Source organism: Phycisphaeraceae bacterium, assembly GCA_015709595.1.
Taxonomy (GTDB): Bacteria; Planctomycetota; Phycisphaerae; order Phycisphaerales; family SM1A02; genus CAADGA01.
In genome coordinates, this window is record CP054178.1 from 2,298,012 (window position 1) to 2,314,997 (window position 16,986).

At 67.7% G+C, this 16,986-nt stretch carries 12 protein-coding genes and 2 CRISPR repeat arrays (1 of these 14 cut by a window edge); of the genes, 3 read left to right on the forward strand and 9 right to left on the reverse strand.

The genetic code is table 11. The features are described 5' to 3' along the window. Positions 1-20: 20 nt before the first annotated feature. Together HRU76_09715 and HRU76_09720 are read right to left on the reverse strand one after the other, a co-directional pair. Complete coding sequence (locus HRU76_09715; protein ID QOJ17842.1) at positions 21-1,238, reverse strand: 1-deoxy-D-xylulose-5-phosphate reductoisomerase; 1,218 nt, start codon at positions 1,236-1,238, stop codon at positions 21-23. 102 nt (positions 1,239-1,340) lie between these two features. Further along, complete coding sequence (locus tag HRU76_09720; GenBank protein QOJ17843.1) at positions 1,341-1,721, reverse strand: MmcQ/YjbR family DNA-binding protein; 381 nt, start codon at positions 1,719-1,721, stop codon at positions 1,341-1,343. A 150-nt stretch (positions 1,722-1,871) separates the two neighbouring features. Between HRU76_09720 and HRU76_09725 the strand changes: the two genes are divergently transcribed. After that, the gene (locus tag HRU76_09725) at positions 1,872-4,577 is read left to right on the forward strand and encodes a pyruvate, phosphate dikinase (GenBank protein QOJ17844.1); all 2,706 of its coding nucleotides are present in this window, start codon (positions 1,872-1,874) and stop codon (positions 4,575-4,577) included. Between the two features lie 202 nt (positions 4,578-4,779). Here HRU76_09725 and HRU76_09730 read toward each other — a convergent pair whose 3' ends face one another. From HRU76_09730 to HRU76_09750, 5 genes are all read right to left on the reverse strand, one after another. Further along, positions 4,780-5,304 carry a DinB family protein gene (locus tag HRU76_09730; protein ID QOJ17845.1) on the reverse strand — a complete coding sequence of 175 codons (525 nt, stop codon included), beginning with the start codon at positions 5,302-5,304 and terminating at the stop codon, positions 4,780-4,782. A 173-nt stretch (positions 5,305-5,477) separates the two neighbouring features. Further along, positions 5,478-5,864, reverse strand: a complete 387-nt coding sequence (locus HRU76_09735; protein ID QOJ19160.1) for a VOC family protein — start codon at positions 5,862-5,864, stop codon at positions 5,478-5,480. An 89-nt stretch (positions 5,865-5,953) separates the two neighbouring features. Then, entirely contained in the window at positions 5,954-6,472 is a 519-nt protein-coding gene (locus tag HRU76_09740; GenBank protein QOJ19161.1) for an SRPBCC family protein, read from the reverse strand. Positions 6,473-6,483: 11 nt separating this feature from the next. Continuing rightward, positions 6,484-6,981 (reverse strand): SRPBCC family protein, encoded by a 498-nt coding sequence (locus HRU76_09745; GenBank protein QOJ17846.1) that lies wholly within the window; start codon positions 6,979-6,981, stop codon positions 6,484-6,486. Further along, positions 6,978-7,355 (reverse strand): winged helix-turn-helix transcriptional regulator, encoded by a 378-nt coding sequence (locus HRU76_09750; GenBank protein QOJ17847.1) that lies wholly within the window; start codon positions 7,353-7,355, stop codon positions 6,978-6,980. The genes HRU76_09745 and HRU76_09750 overlap by 4 nt, the downstream gene beginning before the upstream one ends. A 47-nt stretch (positions 7,356-7,402) precedes the next feature. Between HRU76_09750 and HRU76_09755 the strand changes: the two genes are divergently transcribed. Further along, positions 7,403-7,615: a hypothetical protein gene (locus HRU76_09755; protein QOJ17848.1), complete on the forward strand. Its 213-nt coding sequence runs from the start codon at positions 7,403-7,405 to the stop codon at positions 7,613-7,615. A gap of 52 nt (positions 7,616-7,667) precedes the next feature. Here HRU76_09755 and HRU76_09760 read toward each other — a convergent pair whose 3' ends face one another. Further along, positions 7,668-8,189 (reverse strand): nuclear transport factor 2 family protein, encoded by a 522-nt coding sequence (locus HRU76_09760; GenBank protein ID QOJ17849.1) that lies wholly within the window; start codon positions 8,187-8,189, stop codon positions 7,668-7,670. Continuing rightward, on the reverse strand, positions 8,186-8,581 hold the full coding sequence (locus HRU76_09765; protein ID QOJ17850.1) for a VOC family protein: 396 nt from the start codon (positions 8,579-8,581) through the stop codon (positions 8,186-8,188). Before HRU76_09765 ends, HRU76_09760 begins: the two co-directional genes overlap by 4 nt. A gap of 80 nt (positions 8,582-8,661) precedes the next feature. On the opposite strand from HRU76_09765, the gene HRU76_09770 reads away from it, so the two are divergent. Next, a complete protein-coding gene (locus tag HRU76_09770; protein ID QOJ17851.1) occupies positions 8,662-9,537 on the forward strand; it encodes a helix-turn-helix transcriptional regulator in 876 nt (291 codons plus the stop codon). A 99-nt stretch (positions 9,538-9,636) separates the two neighbouring features. Beyond that, positions 9,637-12,557: a CRISPR direct-repeat array (repeat unit 36 nt; unit sequence GTGTCCATCCATCAGGGCCGCGTCGGCCTCCGCGGC). Between the two features lie 40 nt (positions 12,558-12,597). Next, positions 12,598-16,986: a CRISPR direct-repeat array (repeat unit 36 nt; unit sequence GTGTCCATCCATCAGGGCCGCGTCGGCCTCCGCGGC); it runs 896 nt beyond the window's last position.

Sequence of the window (16,986 nt, forward strand, 5' to 3'; positions counted from 1 at the left end):
CTTGTGAAGCACCCTCGCCTTCAGCACCCGGCGCTCGGCACATGCTCGGCCGCCTCTTCCACCAGTCGATCGACGTGTCGTCGCGCCAGATCGTCCGCCCGCATCACATCGTTCAGCGAGCACACGGGCGCCGCGGGCAGGGCTTGGAGCGTCATCGCCACCAGTTCGAAGATGCGTCCGAACGGGATGCGACGATCGAGAAACGCGCCGACCGCCGCTTCGTTGGCGGCGTTGAAGACCGCCCCGGCGGCGCCTCCCCGGCGGATCACCTCCCAGGCCATGCGAATGGCGGGGAAGCGATCGTGATCCACCGGCTCGAAGGCCAATGATCGGAACGCGCCCCAGTCGAGCCGGCGCGAGCATCCCTCGGCGCGATGGGGCCACGTGAGCGCGTACTGGATCGGCGATTTCATGTCGGGCGGGCTGAGCTGCGCGAAGACCGAACCATCGCGGAACTCGACGAATGAATGCACGATGGATTGCGGGTGAACGATCGCCTCGATGCGCCCGGGCTCAAGCCCGAAGAGGTGATGCGCTTCGATGACTTCCAGGGCCTTGTTCATCAGCGTGGCCGAGTCGATCGTCACCTTGGCGCCCATGTTCCACGTAGGGTGCCGCAGCGCCTCTTCCACCGTGGCGCGGTACGTTTCCTCCGCCCCGCGCGTGCGGAATGGTCCGCCCGAGGCGGTGAGCACCACGCGGGCGACCTCGTCGGTGCTTCGCCCCGCCTGCAGGCACTGGAAGATGGCGCTGTGCTCCGAATCGACGGGCAGCAGGTTGATTCCCTTGGCGCGGACCAGGGGCATGACGATCTCGCCCGCGGCGACCAGCGTCTCCTTGTTGGCCAGCGCGATGTCGCAGCCGCGCTCGATGGCGGCGAGAATCGCCGGCAACCCCGCGCTGCCCACCATGGCGCCGACGACGAGGTCGCCTGGACGGGCGGTCGACTCGATCAGATCCCGCGCCGCGTCCGGACCGGCGAACATGGTCCGCCCGTGGTAACTGCCTCGACCCGCGCTTCCGTCGCCATCGGCGATCGCCACCGCGCCCACGTTGAACCGCGACGCCTGCTCCAGCGCCAGCGACTCGTTCCGCCCCGCAGCCAGCCCGACCACCTCGAAGCGATGCGGCGTGCGGGCGTGCAGATGCTCCACCGCCGCCAGCGTATTGACGCCGATCGATCCCGTGGAGCCGAGAACGATGAGACGACGGGGGGATGTGGAACCGTGGTGTGGCATGATCTGGGTCGGACGCGGCGGAGAATGAGTCACCCGCGAGGAACAGCGACTCCCATCAGGGTATCGAACAAGCCGGCGCCGGGTCGTCCTTGCCGACGCGCTTCATCGCATCTCCGCCTCCTGCTCGTCGATCGCCTCCACCAGCCGCTTCGGCGCGGCGGCGCGCCAGGCGGTCTGAAGAAGCCCGCGGACAAGCCCTTGCCGGGCTTTCGACAGCGTAATGATCGTGCATCCCTGACGTCCCCACGCGCCGCTGGCGGGAGCGAGCGCCTCCGGGTGACTGGCGATGGCGGCGGCCTGTTGCGCGGGGCCGAGTTTCACCATCGCCCAGGTGGTGCGCCCCCGGGGTCCATCGGGCGGACCCAGTGAGGCGAAGATCCGACCCTTGGACGCCGGGACGCGAAAATCCGGGTGACCCATGTGGGCGGATTCGATCGTGTCTGGAAGGGCGAGAGCCAGGCGTCGAAAGGCATCGGCGGTCATGCCTGACGGTAGGCGGATGTCCGGTGCTTCGTCTCGAATCCGCGAGGCGATCGTCCATTGATCCACGGCTCCGGGCGCTTACGATTGAACTTCCCCGAAACCGCCGCGACAGTGCTCAAAAACCGCGGTGAACCCCCAAGGACAACCCTGATGCCCGCCGGAACGATTGACCGCCCCCGCTCCCGCAAATCGAACGTTTCGTCCGCCTCCGGCGCCCTCGCCGCTCCCGCCAAGATGTGCTACTCCTTCGGGCGGCTGAAGACCGAGGGCAAGGGCGATCAGAAGAAACTGCTGGGCGGCAAGGGGGCCAACCTGGCGGAGATGTCGTCGATCGGGCTGCCCGTTCCCCCCGGCTTCACCATCACCACCGACGTGTGCGCCGCGTATTACGCCAATGGCGAGCGGCTCCCCGCCGGGCTGATGGACGAGGTGCGATCGTGCATCGCCCTGCTGGAGAAGGAAACCGGCAAGACCTTCGGGTCGAACGAGAACCCGCTGCTGGTCTCCGTGCGGTCGGGCGCGGCGGTTTCCATGCCGGGCATGATGGACACGGTGCTCAACCTCGGACTGACGGATGATGCGCTGGCCGGGCTGATTCACGCCACCGGCAACGTGCGCTTCGCGTACGACGCCTACCGCCGCCTCATCAACATGTTCGGCGACGTGGTCATGGGCGTGCATCACGATCACTTCGAGGAGGCGTTCGACAGGGTCAAGCGGAAGTACGGCGCCAAGGAAGACACCGACGTGCCCATCGAGGGCATGCAGCAACTGTGCGAGGCGTACAAGAAGGTCTACCGCGACCACGTGGGCGAGCCGTTCCCGCAGGACCCGTATCGCCAGCTGGAGCTGTCCATCGAGGCGGTGTTCAAGTCGTGGAACGCCCCGCGCGCCATCGCCTATCGGCGCATCAACGAGATTTCCGGCCTCAACGGCACCGCCGTCAACGTGCAGACGATGGTGTTCGGCAACATGGGGCAGGACTCGGGCACCGGCGTGGCCTTCACGCGCAATCCGTCCACGGGCGACAACACCTTCTACGGCGAGTTCCTCATCAACGCGCAGGGTGAGGACGTGGTCGCCGGCATCCGCACGCCCCAGCCGGTGGCGGAGATGCCCCGGTGGAACAAGCAGGTCCACAAGCAACTTCTCGAAATCAAGGACATCCTCGAGAAGCACTACCGCGAGATGCAGGACATCGAGTTCACCATCGAGCGCGGCACGCTCTACATGCTGCAGACGCGCACCGGCAAGCGAACCGGCGCGGCGGCGGTCAAGATCGCCGTGGACATGGTGAAGGAAGGGTTGATCGATGAGAAACTGGCCCTCAAGCGCATTCCCGCCAACGACCTGACGCAACTGCTGCTGCCCAGCTTCTCCGAGTCGGACAAGAAGGGCGCCACCGTGCTGGCCAAGGGTCTGCCCGCCTCGCCCGGCGCGGCCACGGGCAAACTGGCGTTCACCGCCGATGAGGCCGTCCACCGCGCCAAGGCGGGCGAGAAGGTCATTCTCATCCGCAAGGAAACCAGCCCCGAGGACGTGGACGGCATGCACCACGCCGCCGGCATTCTCACCTCCACCGGCGGCATGACCAGCCACGCGGCGGTGGTGGCGCGCGGCTGGGGCAAGTGCTGCGTGGTGGGCGCCGGCGCCCTGTCCATCGACGCCAAGGCCCGCAAGGTGACCATCGGCAAGAAGACCTACGGGCCGAAGGATGTCATCTCCATCGACGGCTCGACCGGCGAGATCATGCTGGGCGAGGTGAAGCGATCGACGCCGAAACTCTCCGGCGACTTCGCCACCGTGATGACCTGGTCGGACCAGTACGCCCGTCTCGGCGTGCGCACCAACGCCGACACGCCCGCCGACGCCAGGCGCGCCCGCGAGTTCGGCGCCAAGGGCATCGGGCTGACGCGCACCGAGCACATGTTCTTCGAGGGCGACCGCATCAAGGCGATGCGCGAGATGATCATCGCCGAGTCCAGGCCTGCGCGCGAGAAGGCGCTCAGGAAGCTCCTGCCTTACCAGCGCAAGGACTTTATCGGCATCTTCACCGCCATGAACGGGCTGCCCGTGACGGTGCGGCTGCTCGATCCGCCGCTCCATGAGTTCCTGCCGCACGAGGTCAAGCAGCAGCGGGCCATCGCCCGCGAACTGGGCGTGCCGCTCAAGCGTGTGCAGCAGCGCATCAGCGCCCTGCACGAGATGAACCCCATGCTGGGCCATCGCGGCTGCCGCCTGACGGTGACCTATCCCGAGATCCTCGTGATGCAGGTCACCGCCATCGTCGAGGCCGCCATCGCCTGCAAGGGCAAGAAGATCGACGCGAAGCCGGAGATCATGATCCCCCTCGTCGGCACGCGCCAGGAACTGGCCATGCTGCGCGACCTGACCCTCAGGACCATCGACGAGGTGAAGGCCAACAAGAAGTTCACCGGCGATCTGCCGATCCCCGTGGGCACGATGATCGAAGTGCCTCGCGCCGCGCTCGTCGCCGATCAGATTGCCGAGGTGGCCGACTTCTTCTCCTTCGGCACCAACGACCTGACGCAGATGACCTTCGGCTTCAGCCGCGATGACATCAACTCGTTCCTGCCCGACTACCTGCAGCACGGGCTGCTGGAGAAGGATCCCTTCCAGTCACTCGACCAGACGGGCGTCGGGCAACTCGTCGAAGTGGCCTGCGCCCGCGGACGGAACACCAAGCCCACGCTGAAACTGGGCATCTGCGGCGAGCACGGCGGCGACCCGGCCTCGATCGTCTTCTTCCACAAGGCCGGGCTGGACTACGTCTCCTGCTCACCCTTCCGCGTGCCCATCGCGCGGCTGGTGGCGGCGCAGGCGGCGATCGGGTGAAACCTCGCACGCTGGATCGCTGTGTTGGCCTTGCGAGCCGCCAAACGTTCGGGCGAGTTCAGTAGTCGGTGCCCTTCACGCCATTCCTGGTTCCCATGATGGGCCATGGCGGTGTTCACTTCAAGTGGTGGGGGTGTGCGTGAACTGAAGGAACGCACGACGCGGGTCCGCGACAACTCGCGGGGCATCCGGGATGACTGGATCACTCGTCGAGGGGCAGGTCGTTCGGTGCGATCCCGGCGGCGCGTCGCCATTGCCTGAGCTGGCCCAAGTGATGCGGCGGATGCGCCACGAGCAGCGTGATGGCGATGTGCCCGATGGTCGGCGAGTAGGGGTGGAACTTCTCCGGCGAGCGCCGCGGGAAGTAGTCCCGGTGCTTCCCGGCGACGACCGCGGCAAGGCGCGCGTTCCGGTCCCTGAACCGGTCAAGCAGTTCACGCTTCGTCGCATAGGCAGCGCGGTCGGGCACGGGCGTCGTGCCATATCCGAACCGCTCCATCTCGGCGTCGGCCGTCGGCACGCTTGGGTCGTCGAGCATCGACAGCAGTACGCCCGCGTATGCGTTGAGATGCGACAGCGTCCACGCCGGGTGGTTGACGATGGCGCCCGGCTGCTCGGTCATGCGTGATTCCGGAACGTCCTCGACGGTCTCGATGAGAAATCCGCTGACCATCGCGTGGATGTCCAGGATGGCGCGGATCGTGTCGGAGGTGTCGTGGGGGTTCATGCGGTGAATGCTACTCTACGCAGACAGCGCCCTTCATCGCGGAACGCGATCGCCAAAGCGACAACGCCCGCAAGTGATGGACTCGCGGACGCCTTCAATCGTCAATCGAGGTGAGGGGACACGGTTCGTCCTCGGTGCTGAAGGCGCGATCGCTTTCTGTCCCTGCCGGCGGCTCACCTTGCCGATCCGTCCGGACTGGCCAGCACGACCGTGTATCCCTCGGGATCGCGCAGCCAGATCTCCCAGTGATTCGGTCCACCGTCGCCGGTCGGAGGATTGCGGTGCCTCGGCCTGACGATCTCGGCCTGCAACACAGCCGCGCGAGCGACAGCCGCGTCGAAGTCGTCGATCTCGAACCAGAGCAGTACCCCGTTGCCGTAGGGCCTTGCGGCGCGGTCGCCGATGAGACCGTGATGGTGTTCGACATCCCACTGGTAGAGCTGCAACACCAACCGCCCATTGCGGATCAGGCGCTCGTAGTGCGGCCCGCCGTGGGCGCTTCGCACGTTGAGGAGCTCCTGGTACCAGCGACTGACGGACTCGACGTCGCTTACGCAGATGAGCGGCTGGGGAGACGGATGAACGGAGTGACGCGAGGCCCCGGAGTCGGTGTGGCATGCTGATCTCGAACGCATGATCTCTCCCGGCTTCAGTGCCGAACCTGCTGGGCCAGAATCGCGTCGAGCTGCTGGTACCCGGCCTCCATGCCCTGATCCATTCCGGAGGCCAGCATGGCGTCGCGGACTTCCTTGGTCGGGCAGGCGATCGTCATCTTCATGTGGGTCTGGCCACCCTGTTCATCGAGCTCGAGCGTCACCAGCACGGTGCTCGGCTCGGCGTCCTCGCACGGCGAGCCGCAACCCGCCGCGCCGGGGCCCATCTCCATCATCTCCGTGTGAACGATCCGCTCGGGGGAAACGACTTCGTGGTATGTTCCGTGGATCATCAGGGCCGCCTTCCCATCCGGCCCGGCCCACTGCCAGCGGAATGTCCCGCCCGGTCGCACATCGCCCTTGCAGACCGTCATCTTCCAGTCCGGCGGCGCGAACAGCCACTTCCGCACCAGCCCGGGCTTCGTCATCGCGTCCCACACCAGGCGGCGGGGGGCATCGAAGACCCGCGTCATCACGATGTGCAGGTCGTTGGGCGTCGTCACGGTCAGCTTCATCGAAGTCTGCGTCACGTGCCACCTCCCATCGACGCCAGCAGCTTCTCCAGCCGCTGATAGCCGACTTCCATCCCCTCCTGCATGCCGGTCTTCAGCGCGCCGTCGCGCGCCTCGCGCGACGAGTACAGCACTGTCATCGCCACCGTCGTCTGGCCGGCGCGTTCGGTGAGCACGAGCGTGACCAGCGTCTCGCCCCCCGTCCAGTCCTCATCGAAGATCTCGGTGTGGACGAGCCGCTCCGGCGGAACGATCTCGCGGTACACGCCGCGGAGCCCCATTTCCGTCCCGTCGGGTCCGCGCCAGACCCAGCGGAATGCCCCGCCAGGCCGCAGGTCCATTTCGCATACCGCCAGCGTCCAGTCGTCCCACCCGTGCAGCCACTTCTTGAGCAACTCGGGCCTTGTCCACGCCTCCCACACCAGGCGCCGGGGCGCATCGAACGTCCGCGTCATCAAGACCTCACGGTCGCTCGGTGTCGTGACCTCCAGCTTGCAGCTTGTCGTCTTCATCGGGGGTTCCCTTTCTCGTTGCGGCCACCGGCGTCTTCCTCCGCGGCCTTCATTTGGTCCAGCAGCGCATCCAGTCGCAGGAAGTTCCGCTCCCAGCTTCGGCGGAACGCTTCCAGCCATCGCTCGGTCTCTTCCAGTGGCTTGCCTACGAGCCGGCAGATGTGCGTGCGCCCGACGACGCGTCGTCGCACGAGCCCGGCCCGTTCCAGCACTCGGACGTGCTTGGACGCCGCGGGAAACGACATGCTCAGCGGGGCGGCCAGCTCGCTGAGGTTCCGCTCCTGATGGGCCAGGGAGCGCAGGATGGCCCGGCGGGCGGGATGCGCCAGAGCGTGAAAGGCGCGGTCCAGGATTGGGGAAAAATCCGAAACCATGTGGTTTAGTTTATCCGCGGGCAGGCATTTGTCAACCATTTGGTTTAATGTTTTTTGACCGCTGCGTCCCGGCGGTCTGTTTGAACTACCGTCTGGACGGCGCAACTCTCGTGTTGGCAACGAAAAAGCCCTGCGACGAGCTCGTCGAAGGGCTTGATCTCTCGAACAATCGGGGTGACAGTACGCCAATAGAACTTTTTGTGCAGGGAATCCGCTCCTGGGGGCCAGAAACGCGGGTTCTGCTGGCCGTGAAACCGTGAAACGCGCCTGGCCAGGGGGGCAAGGGCCGACAGGGCACGGTTGAGGGGCATCTCACCCGGAGCTTCGCATCTGAGGCTTGGTCGTGGAAGTGTGTGCCGCGATGATCCGCCACTCGCCGTTGTCGCGTTGAGCAAGGATCAGAACGACCCCGGTGAACTCCGACACTGCTCGCTCACCTTGCCGGATTACAGTCGTGGTGCCAAGCTGCGCCCAGGCGGCGGAGTCCGACATCGGAACGATGCGAACCGAGGTGAGTTCATGGGAGTGTTGTAGGCCGGGCGGAAAGCTCGCCAGGGCGGCAACGACATCATCGGCGCTTTGATAGCGGGCCTCACCGTCTTCAAGCCAGACGAAACGCTCGTCATCCGCCAGCACCGATCGGACGGCGGCCTCGTCGCGTGATTCAAACGATTGAATCCAGCGGTCGAGCAGGGCGCGAACATCCTCGTCGACCTGCGCGGTAGTTGCAACCGACTGCCGCAACGGGCAACTCTCGCACCCGGAGCCGATAGTGGCGAGCGCGGCGCAGACGATCAGTGCTACACGTGCCAGAGGCGATGTCGGCGTATTCACCGGCTTGCTCCCATCGATTCAAAGACACCCGGCAGGTATTGGATGGCGCTGGCGATGTTCCCCTCCGTGTCCTGGAACTTCATCACGGTCCCCACGCCCTGGATCAGGAATGCCGGCATCACGACGTGGCCGCCGTGCTTGACGATCAGTTCCGCCATCGACTTGACATCACGCACGCTGATCGAGCACTCGAACCCGCGCATGCCGGTTCCGGTAAGCGGCTCCTGCCTCTTCTGAAGCGCCCCTTCGACGCCGGACTGTCCGGTGTGAATCCGCCAGAAGTCCGGCGGTCCCCACGGCTCGAAGCGCCAGCCAAAGACCGCTTGGTAGAACGCCATGGCGCGAGCGCAGTCATCGGCATGGATTGCAAAGTGGCAGAGTGGGTTCGACATCGAGCGGCTCCTTTGGACGATTGACACCGTGGAATCTACGGCGTGGATCGCGTGTCGTCGAGCCGATATACTGCCGATTGATGTCGAGAAAACGACACGAGCCTTGTGTCCGCTGCCTCGGACTCACCCTCCCACCGGGCCACCGCATCGAGTTCCATGCCCACGATTGGCCGCAGCTCATCTACGCGGTTCGCGGCGTCATCTCGGTGACGACGAGCGCCGGGGCGTGGGTTGTGCCGCCCATGCGTGCCCTTTGGGTGGCAGGGGGAGTTGAGCACGCACTCCACATGCAGGGGCGCGTCGAGATGCAGACGCTCTACTTTCGACCCGATTTCGCACCAGTGATGGAGTCGGAGTGCTGCGTGATCAACATCTGGCCGCTCCTGCGTGAACTGATCGTTTCGATCGTTGCGGCGGGCGCCTTGAGCGATACAACGCCGAGCGATCGTGCGCGCTTGCGACTCCTGCTCGATCTGCTCGTCGTCGTCCCGAAACGCCCGCTCGCCCTGCCGATGCCAATGGACCCCCGCGCCCGGAGGGTCGCCGAAAGGGTGCTCGATCGCGTCGGCGCCCCGGGTTCATTGGCCGATCTGGCACGGACGAGCGGCGCAAGCGCCCGTACCATCGAGCGGGCCTTTCTTGACCAGACCGGCATGACCTTCGGACGCTGGCGCCAGCGGGCACGCCTTCTGGAGGCGATCAGGCTGCTCGGTGAGGGAACGCAGGTGACGGCTGTGGCCATGAGCGTTGGCTACCGGAGCCCGAGCGCCTTCGTGGCGGCGTTCAAGAAATGCCTTGGGAGAACTCCAGCGCAGTATTTCCGCCTCGAGGAAGCATCGCCTGTCGAATCAGTAAGGGAACCGGCAGAAACTGCGGGCGCTCTGTCCGCGCCACGGCGGGGCCGTCGATCGACCTTGCCGGGATCCGTGAACCGTCTCGTGGGGGATAGAGGGTGAGGCTTGGAGCGGGAGAAGGGCCGCGTCTCCCGTTCCATCAGCGTGGTCGGTCTGTGAAGTTCAGTGACAGGAAACTGGACGCGCGGGCGATTCTGCCCGGTGTCCATCCATCAGGGCCGCGTCGGCCTCCGCGGCAAGCCCGATCTTCACCGTGACTTGCGGCGCGTTATTGGTGTCCATCCATCAGGGCCGCGTCGGCCTCCGCGGCGGCCAGCGTGCCGGGCGTGGCCTCGATCGAGGCCGCGAGTGTCCATCCATCAGGGCCGCGTCGGCCTCCGCGGCCCGCCGACGCATACGAGCGCGTGTGCGCCGCTCTCGAGTGTCCATCCATCAGGGCCGCGTCGGCCTCCGCGGCTCGTGCAGGAATCCTCGCGGATCTCCCTGAAGGAGTTGTGTCCATCCATCAGGGCCGCGTCGGCCTCCGCGGCCCGGTTTTCACACCCCGCGGGCCAGCAGATGCCAAGTGTCCATCCATCAGGGCCGCGTCGGTCGGCCTCCGCGGCGGCGAGATCAGCGCAGCTCGATGCGCTGATGGTGTGTCCATCCATCAGGGCCGCGTCGGCCTCTCTGGCGGCCATGCCGCGCACGACGAAACCTCGGCGTCAGCAGCTGTGTCCATCCATCAGGGCCGCGTCGGCCTCCGCGGCCCGGATCGGAGCGAGCCCGCCTGCACCCACCTCGTGTCCATCCATCAGGGCCGCGTCGGCCTCCGCGGCCTGTCAAGCATGTGTCGCATTTCAATCCATCTCCTGTGTCCATCCATCAGGGCCGCGTCGGCCTCCGCGGCGTTGGAGTACCGCTGCCATCAGGGCGTGAAGGCGCGGTGTCCATCCATCAGGGCCGCGTCGGCCTCCGCGGCCGCGACCATCGCGCGATGCCAACGTCGATCGAGGTGTCCATCCATCAGGGCCGCGTCGGCCTCCGCGGCGAGTGCGGCCCGTGTGGTGGCCAGCTACAACCGGATGCGGTGTCCATCCATCAGGGCCGCGTCGGCCTCCGCGGCGGTGTTGGTGTCGTAGGTCTTGGTCCCGACGACGATGTGTCCATCCATCAGGGCCGCGTCGGCCTCCGCGGCCTCACTCACGGGGCCGCGTGCGTTCGATCAGGAGTGCATCGGTGTCCATCCATCAGGGCCGCGTCGGCCTCCGCGGCGGGTCGATTACACAGAGGAGCATCAGCCGATTGTCCGGGTGTCCATCCATCAGGGCCGCGTCGGCCTCCGCGGCCGTAACGCAACTCGCGTTACTTCATTCAGGAGAAAGTGTCCATCCATCAGGGCCGCGTCGGCCTCCGCGGCCGCGCCCCAGATCTTGAACAGCCCGCCGCCCTGTCGTGTCCATCCATCAGGGCCGCGTCGGCCTCCGCGGCCGCCCGACCACGCTGGCGGATGTCGGGCCAGCCGTGTCCATCCATCAGGGCCGCGTCGGCCTCTCCGCGGCGGGTCCGAAGTTTCACGCGGTCGAAGATCATCGACATCGTGTCCATCCATCAGGGCCGCGTCGGCCTCCGCGGCGCTCTGCACCGCGGCCAATCATCCCACGATGGAGGTGTGTCCATCCATCAGGGCCGCGTCGGCCTCCGCGGCTGGCAGCGACCGGGAAGGAACAGGACATGGACTTCGAGTGTCCATCCATCAGGGCCGCGTCGGCCTCCGCGGCCAGCCGCGACCAGTTCAAGCCGCTCGAGGAGGCCCGGTGTCCATCCATCAGGGCCGCGTCGGCCTCCGCGGCGATCCGCGGGAGGCCGGCTCCAAGGAGACGGGCCTGTGTCCATCCATCAGGGCCGCGTCGGCCTCCGCGGCGGGCACGTACTACGAGCAGCTGACGGAGCGCGAGCAGGTGTCCATCCATCAGGGCCGCGTCGGCCTCCGCGCGCATCCCGCGCGGCTCAAGAACGCGACCGCCGCAGTGTCCATCCATCAGGGCCGCGTCGGCCTCCGCGGCAAGGCATCGAGCCCCGACACCGCGGGAGGCGGAGGTGTCCATCCATCAGGGCCGCGTCGGCCTCCGCGGCACTCGCCGAGACGCGCCGCCAACTCACCGACACGATGTGTCCATCCATCAGGGCCGCGTCGGCCTCCGCGGCTTGAAGTCGAAGTCTTGCTCACCAGCTCCCTCAAAGTGTCCATCCATCAGGGCCGCGTCGGCCTCCGCGGCCCCGATGTCGATCGCGGTGGCGCCCAGGTTGTGGTGTCCATCCATCAGGGCCGCGTCGGCCTCCGCGGCCCGTCGCCATCGGACAGCATCACGCACGCCAGACAGTGTCCATCCATCAGGGCCGCGTCGGCCTCCGCGGCCAACGCGCGAAGGCGAATCGATCATCCACGCCGCGTGTCCATCCATCAGGGCCGCGTCGGCCTCCGCGGCCTGACGGCCGGGCATAGGAGTCGCCCAGGTTCACGTGTCCATCCATCAGGGCCGCGTCGGCCTCCGCGGCCGGACTTGCCGCGGCCGCGGGCCACGCCGCGGATGTGTCCATCCATCAGGGCCGCGTCGGCCTCCGCGGCTCTCGATGGTCATGTCGCATTGCTCCTAGACTCGAGTGTCCATCCATCAGGGCCGCGTCGGCCTCCGCGGCGGTCACCCTTCTTGCACCAGCAGCGCAAGTGAGCCATGTGTCCATCCATCAGGGCCGCGTCGGCCTCCGCGGCAATGCCGGCGGGGCACATCATCTACGTCGGCGTCAAGTGTCCATCCATCAGGGCCGCGTCGGCCTCCGCGGCATCGATCCCACCCATATTGTCTACGTCATGGTCAAGTGTCCATCCATCAGGGCCGCGTCGGCCTCCGCGGCCACGGAGACCCATGATGATCGTGCCGCGCCGCTCGGAGCCATCCATCAGGGCCGCGTCGGCGCTCCGCGGCCTGCTCGCAATGCGACCCGCTGGCGGCGCGCGACGGCGTGTCCATCCATCAGGGCCGCGTCGGCCTCCGCGGCCCCATGGGCTGCACGGCCATCAACCTGACTGTCCATCCGCCATCAGGGCGTCCATCCATCGCAGGGCGGCGGGCCTGGCGGGCATCATCGGTCGGCCGTCCGCATCGTCGCGCTGCCATCGTCAGGGCCATCCATCGGGCGCGCGTCGGCCTGCGCGGCCCAGGGCCCGAAGAGGTCACCACGCCTGACGGCCATACGCCGGCATCATCCATCCATCAGGCGCGTCGGCCTCCGCGGCCTGCTGTGGATCACCCGTGTGAGCGTCCTCAAGCGTGTCCATCCATCAGGGCCGCGTCGGCCTCCGCGGCGAAGAGGAGATCGACCTCGCCCCCGTCGGCCTGTGTCCATCCATCAGGGCCGCGTCGGCCTCCGCGGCCGGAAATGTCACCCCGGCCATGACGGCGATCTGCGGTGTCCATCCATCAGGGCCGCGTCGGCCTCCGCGGCGCCGGTCGCGTCCTCGACCGTGGGGGTGGTGGTCCCGTGTCCATCCATCAGGGCCGCGTCGTTGGCGGGCTGGATCCAACCGCTACACGGTGACGGGCACACGCAGGTCCATCCATCAGGTGGCGCGTCGGCGGCGCGGCCCCTCACGGTGCGCCGCAACCAGCACCACTTCCACGGTGTCCATCCATCAGGGCCGCGTCGGCCTCCGCGGCACACTTGAGCAGGCCGTCGCCCTGTGGCGGGAAAGGTGTCCATCCATCAGGGCCGCGTCGGCCTCCGCGGCCACTGAGGGCCGGTCAAAGGCCCCATCCACCAGGTTGTGTCCATCCATCAGGGCCGCGTCGGCCTCCGCGGCGACCACGACGTATGGCATGTTCAAGGCGGAGATCATGTGTCCATCCATCAGGGCCGCGTCGGCCTCCGCGGCGCGCGGAGCGGAGAGTCACCCACGCCGAGCGTTCTTGTGTCCATCCATCAGGGCCGCGTCGGCCTCCGCGGCGTCGCACAATCACCGCGCGCGTCGATCCCTCCCACGGGTGTCCATCCATCAGGGCCGCGTCGGCCTCCGCAGCGGCGGCAGTTCCAGCAGGGGCCGTTCAAGTGCATCGAGTGTCCATCCATCAGGGCCGCGTCGGCCTCCGCGGCAGGCCGCCACGTCAGTGCCCAGGGCCGCACTGGCCCCGTGTCCATCCATCAGGGCCGCGTCGGCCTCCGCGGCTACGTTGTCCTGCGGCGACGAATCAACTGCTCAAGTGTCCATCCATCAGGGCCGCGTCGGCCTCCGCTGCGCGCATCGGGAGAGAGTCGATCACGTCGATCGGCTCAAGTGTCCATCCATCAGGGCCGCGTCGGCCTCCGCGGCGGCGACGATGAACTCGTGATCTCGATCGATTGATCCATGTGTCCATCCATCAGGGCCGCGTCGGCCTCCGCGGCGTCACGCCCGCCGCGTTGGCCGCCTCGAGGTTGGCCGAGTGTCCATCCATCAGGGCCGCGTCGGCCTCCGCGGCCGATCGAGGTCCTCGCGCTTCGACGAGTCACCACAGTGTCCATCCATCAGGGCCGCGTCGGCCTCCGCGGCGCTGGATGAATCTGGACTTCCTTTACAGATCCTGTGTCCATCCATCAGGGCCGCGTCGGCCTCCGCGGCATCATGTCTTCCGCCCGGACCGGAACCGACTTCGGGTGTCCATCCATCAGGGCAGCGTCGGCCAGCCATCGGCGAGGGTGATGGCAGTCGGGCGTGCGGCGACATCGCAGGAGGTGTCCATCCATCAGGGCCGCGTCGGCCTCCGCGGCCTGTGCGACACCGGGACGGGCCGTGGCGGGCCGATGTGTCCATCCATCAGGGCCGCGTCGGCCTCCGCGGCCGGATCGAAGCCGCGGCCCGCGAAGAGGAACGGCTCGTGTCCATCCATCAGGGCCGCGTCGGCCTCCGCGGCAAGTCCTCGCCGCCCACCCACGCGCCCCACTGCTTGTGTCCATCCATCAGGGCCGCGTCGGCCTCCGCGGCGATCACAGTCAACACCACGCATCAGTTGCGAGAAGGGTGTCCATCCATCAGGGCCGCGTCGGCCTCCGCGGCTTCTTCGGTCCGGCCTCTACGGACGAGTCGATCTTGTGTCCATCCATCAGGGCCGCGTCGGCCTCCGCGGCGGCCGATGCGCTGGCGGGCCGGGCCGACCTGGACTAGTGTCCATCCATCAGGGCCGCGTCGGCCTCCGCGGCCCGTAATCTCTCGCATCGACGACCATCCGTCACCGGGTGTCCATCCATCAGGGCCGCGTCGGCCTCCGCGGCATCGGGCTGGTCGGGGTCGACGTCGTCTCTCATGAGACGTGTCCATCCATCAGGGCCGCGTCGGCCTCCGCGGCAACGTTCCGTCCGCCGCTGCCGCCCGTCAGATCTGGTGTCCATCCATCAGGGCCGCGTCGGCCTCCGCGGCGGAACGCAACACCGAGGCGCTTCACGAGCAAGCGGAGTGTCCATCCATCAGGGCCGCGTCGGCCTCCGCGGCAAGGCCGAGCGTGCGATGAACCGTCTGATCCAGCGGTGTCCATCCATCAGGGCCGCGTCGGCCTCCGCGGCCCGCGCCGACAGCGAACAGGAGGATCGCCGGGTAGTGTCCATCCATCAGGGCCGCGTCGGCCTCCGCGGCGGTCCAGCGGATCGGTGCCGGGAGGCGTCTACGGAGTGTCCATCCATCAGGGCCGCGTCGGCCTCCGCGGCCAGTTCACAACGGGAGTACGCACATGAGTCGCAAGTGTCCATCCATCAGGGCCGCGTCGGCCTCCGCGGCGTAGATGGTGCCGCAGTCCAGAGCACCGTCGCTTCGGTGTCCATCCATCAGGTGCGCGTCGGCCTCCGCGGCGATACCTGACGCGCGACGGGGTCGCGACCATTGTGTCCATCCATCAGGGCCGCGTCGGCCTCCGCGGCACGCAGCGAACCGTCTCCGGGTTCGCCAGCTTGCTGCACGCTCGTCATCCATCCATCAGGGGGCGTCGGCCCGCGGCCGAGGGAGTCGTGGCGTACTACAAGACGCCACCCGAGTGTCCATCCATCAGGGCCGCGTCGGCCTCCGCGGCCAACGCCCGCCTGGTGATCCCCGAGCAGCTGCTCGCGTGTCCATCCATCAGGGCCGCGTCGGCCTCCGCGGCGGCCTGAGACTCCGATGATCGCCATCCCAGTTCATCCGTGTCCATCCATCAGGGCCGCGTCGGCCTCCGCGGCCGTGCCGCTTGCCGATGGCGACCTGTGCGTACTCCCACTGTGTCCATCCATCAGGGCCGCGTCGGCCTCCGCGGCGGCGACCGCTTGGGGCTGTGCGAGTCCCGCGTGTCGGTGTCCATCCATCAGGGCCGCGTCGGCCTCCGCGGCAAGCGACGGTGGACGCCGCGCTCGCCAGTGCCGCGTGTCCATCCATCAGGGCCGCGTCGGCCTCCGCGGCAACACGACAGGAGCAGAACATGATTCCCGATGTGTACGTGTCCATCCATCAGGGCCGCGTCGGCCTCCGCGGCTCGCCGCCGAACTGCTCGCCGTGCGGGACACGCTGCCGTGTCCATCCATCAGGGCCGCGTCGGCCTCCGCGGCTGCTGAACGCACCGATACCGCGCGTGGCAGTCGAGTGTCCATCCATCAGGGCCGCGTCGGCCTCCGCGGCCGTCATTCCCGGTCAAGGACTGACTCGGCATCAGTGTCCATCCATCAGGGCCGCGTCGGCCTCCGCGGCCAGCGCCGTCTCCGGTTCGCCAGCAGCCCGCGGTGTCCATCCATCAGGGCCGCGTCGGCCTCCGCGGCACCGGCACACGATGCAGTTCTACGCCCCGGCCTGGTGTCCATCCATCAGGGCCGCGTCGGCCTCCGCGGCCATCTGCGTTTGGGGTTGTCCCGGTCGGTCTTCGGGTCCATCATCCATCAGGGGCCGCGTCGGCCTCCGCGGCCGCCGACATCCTGCAGATATGCCGGCATCTCGTCGTCCATCCATCAGGGCCGCGTCGGCCTCCGCGGCGCGACGCTCGATCCGACGGCCGGGCTCGCGGGAATGTGTCCATCCATCAGGGCCGCGTCGGCCTCCGCGGCGGTCGCCCGCCTCGTCCGCGCGGCGGCGGCACAACGGTGTCCATCCATCAGGGCCGCGGCGGCCTCCGCGGCGCGCGCGTTTCGCGCTTCACACACAACTCACGGGTGTCCATCCATCAGGGCCGCGTCGGCCTCCGCGGCCTGACATGCGGGCGATTGGCGGGGTCGGACTGCAGGTGTCCATCCATCAGGGCCGCGTCGGCCTCCGCGGCAAGTTGGGGGGTGACGGTGGATCGACCACTAGATGTTGTGTCCATCCATCAGGGCCGCGTCGGCCTCCGCGGCTCGATCGGCTGGATCGAGTTGAAGCAGGTGGAGGAGTGTCCATCCATCAGGCCAGTCGGCCTCCGCGGCGCGGACGGCCTGAGACGGATCGCCATCCCAGTTCATCCGTGTCCATCCATCAGGGCCGCGTCGGCCTCGCGGCTCGCGTGCTGAAGGAAGACGTGCTGGACCTGCCGCCCAGTGTCCATCCATCAG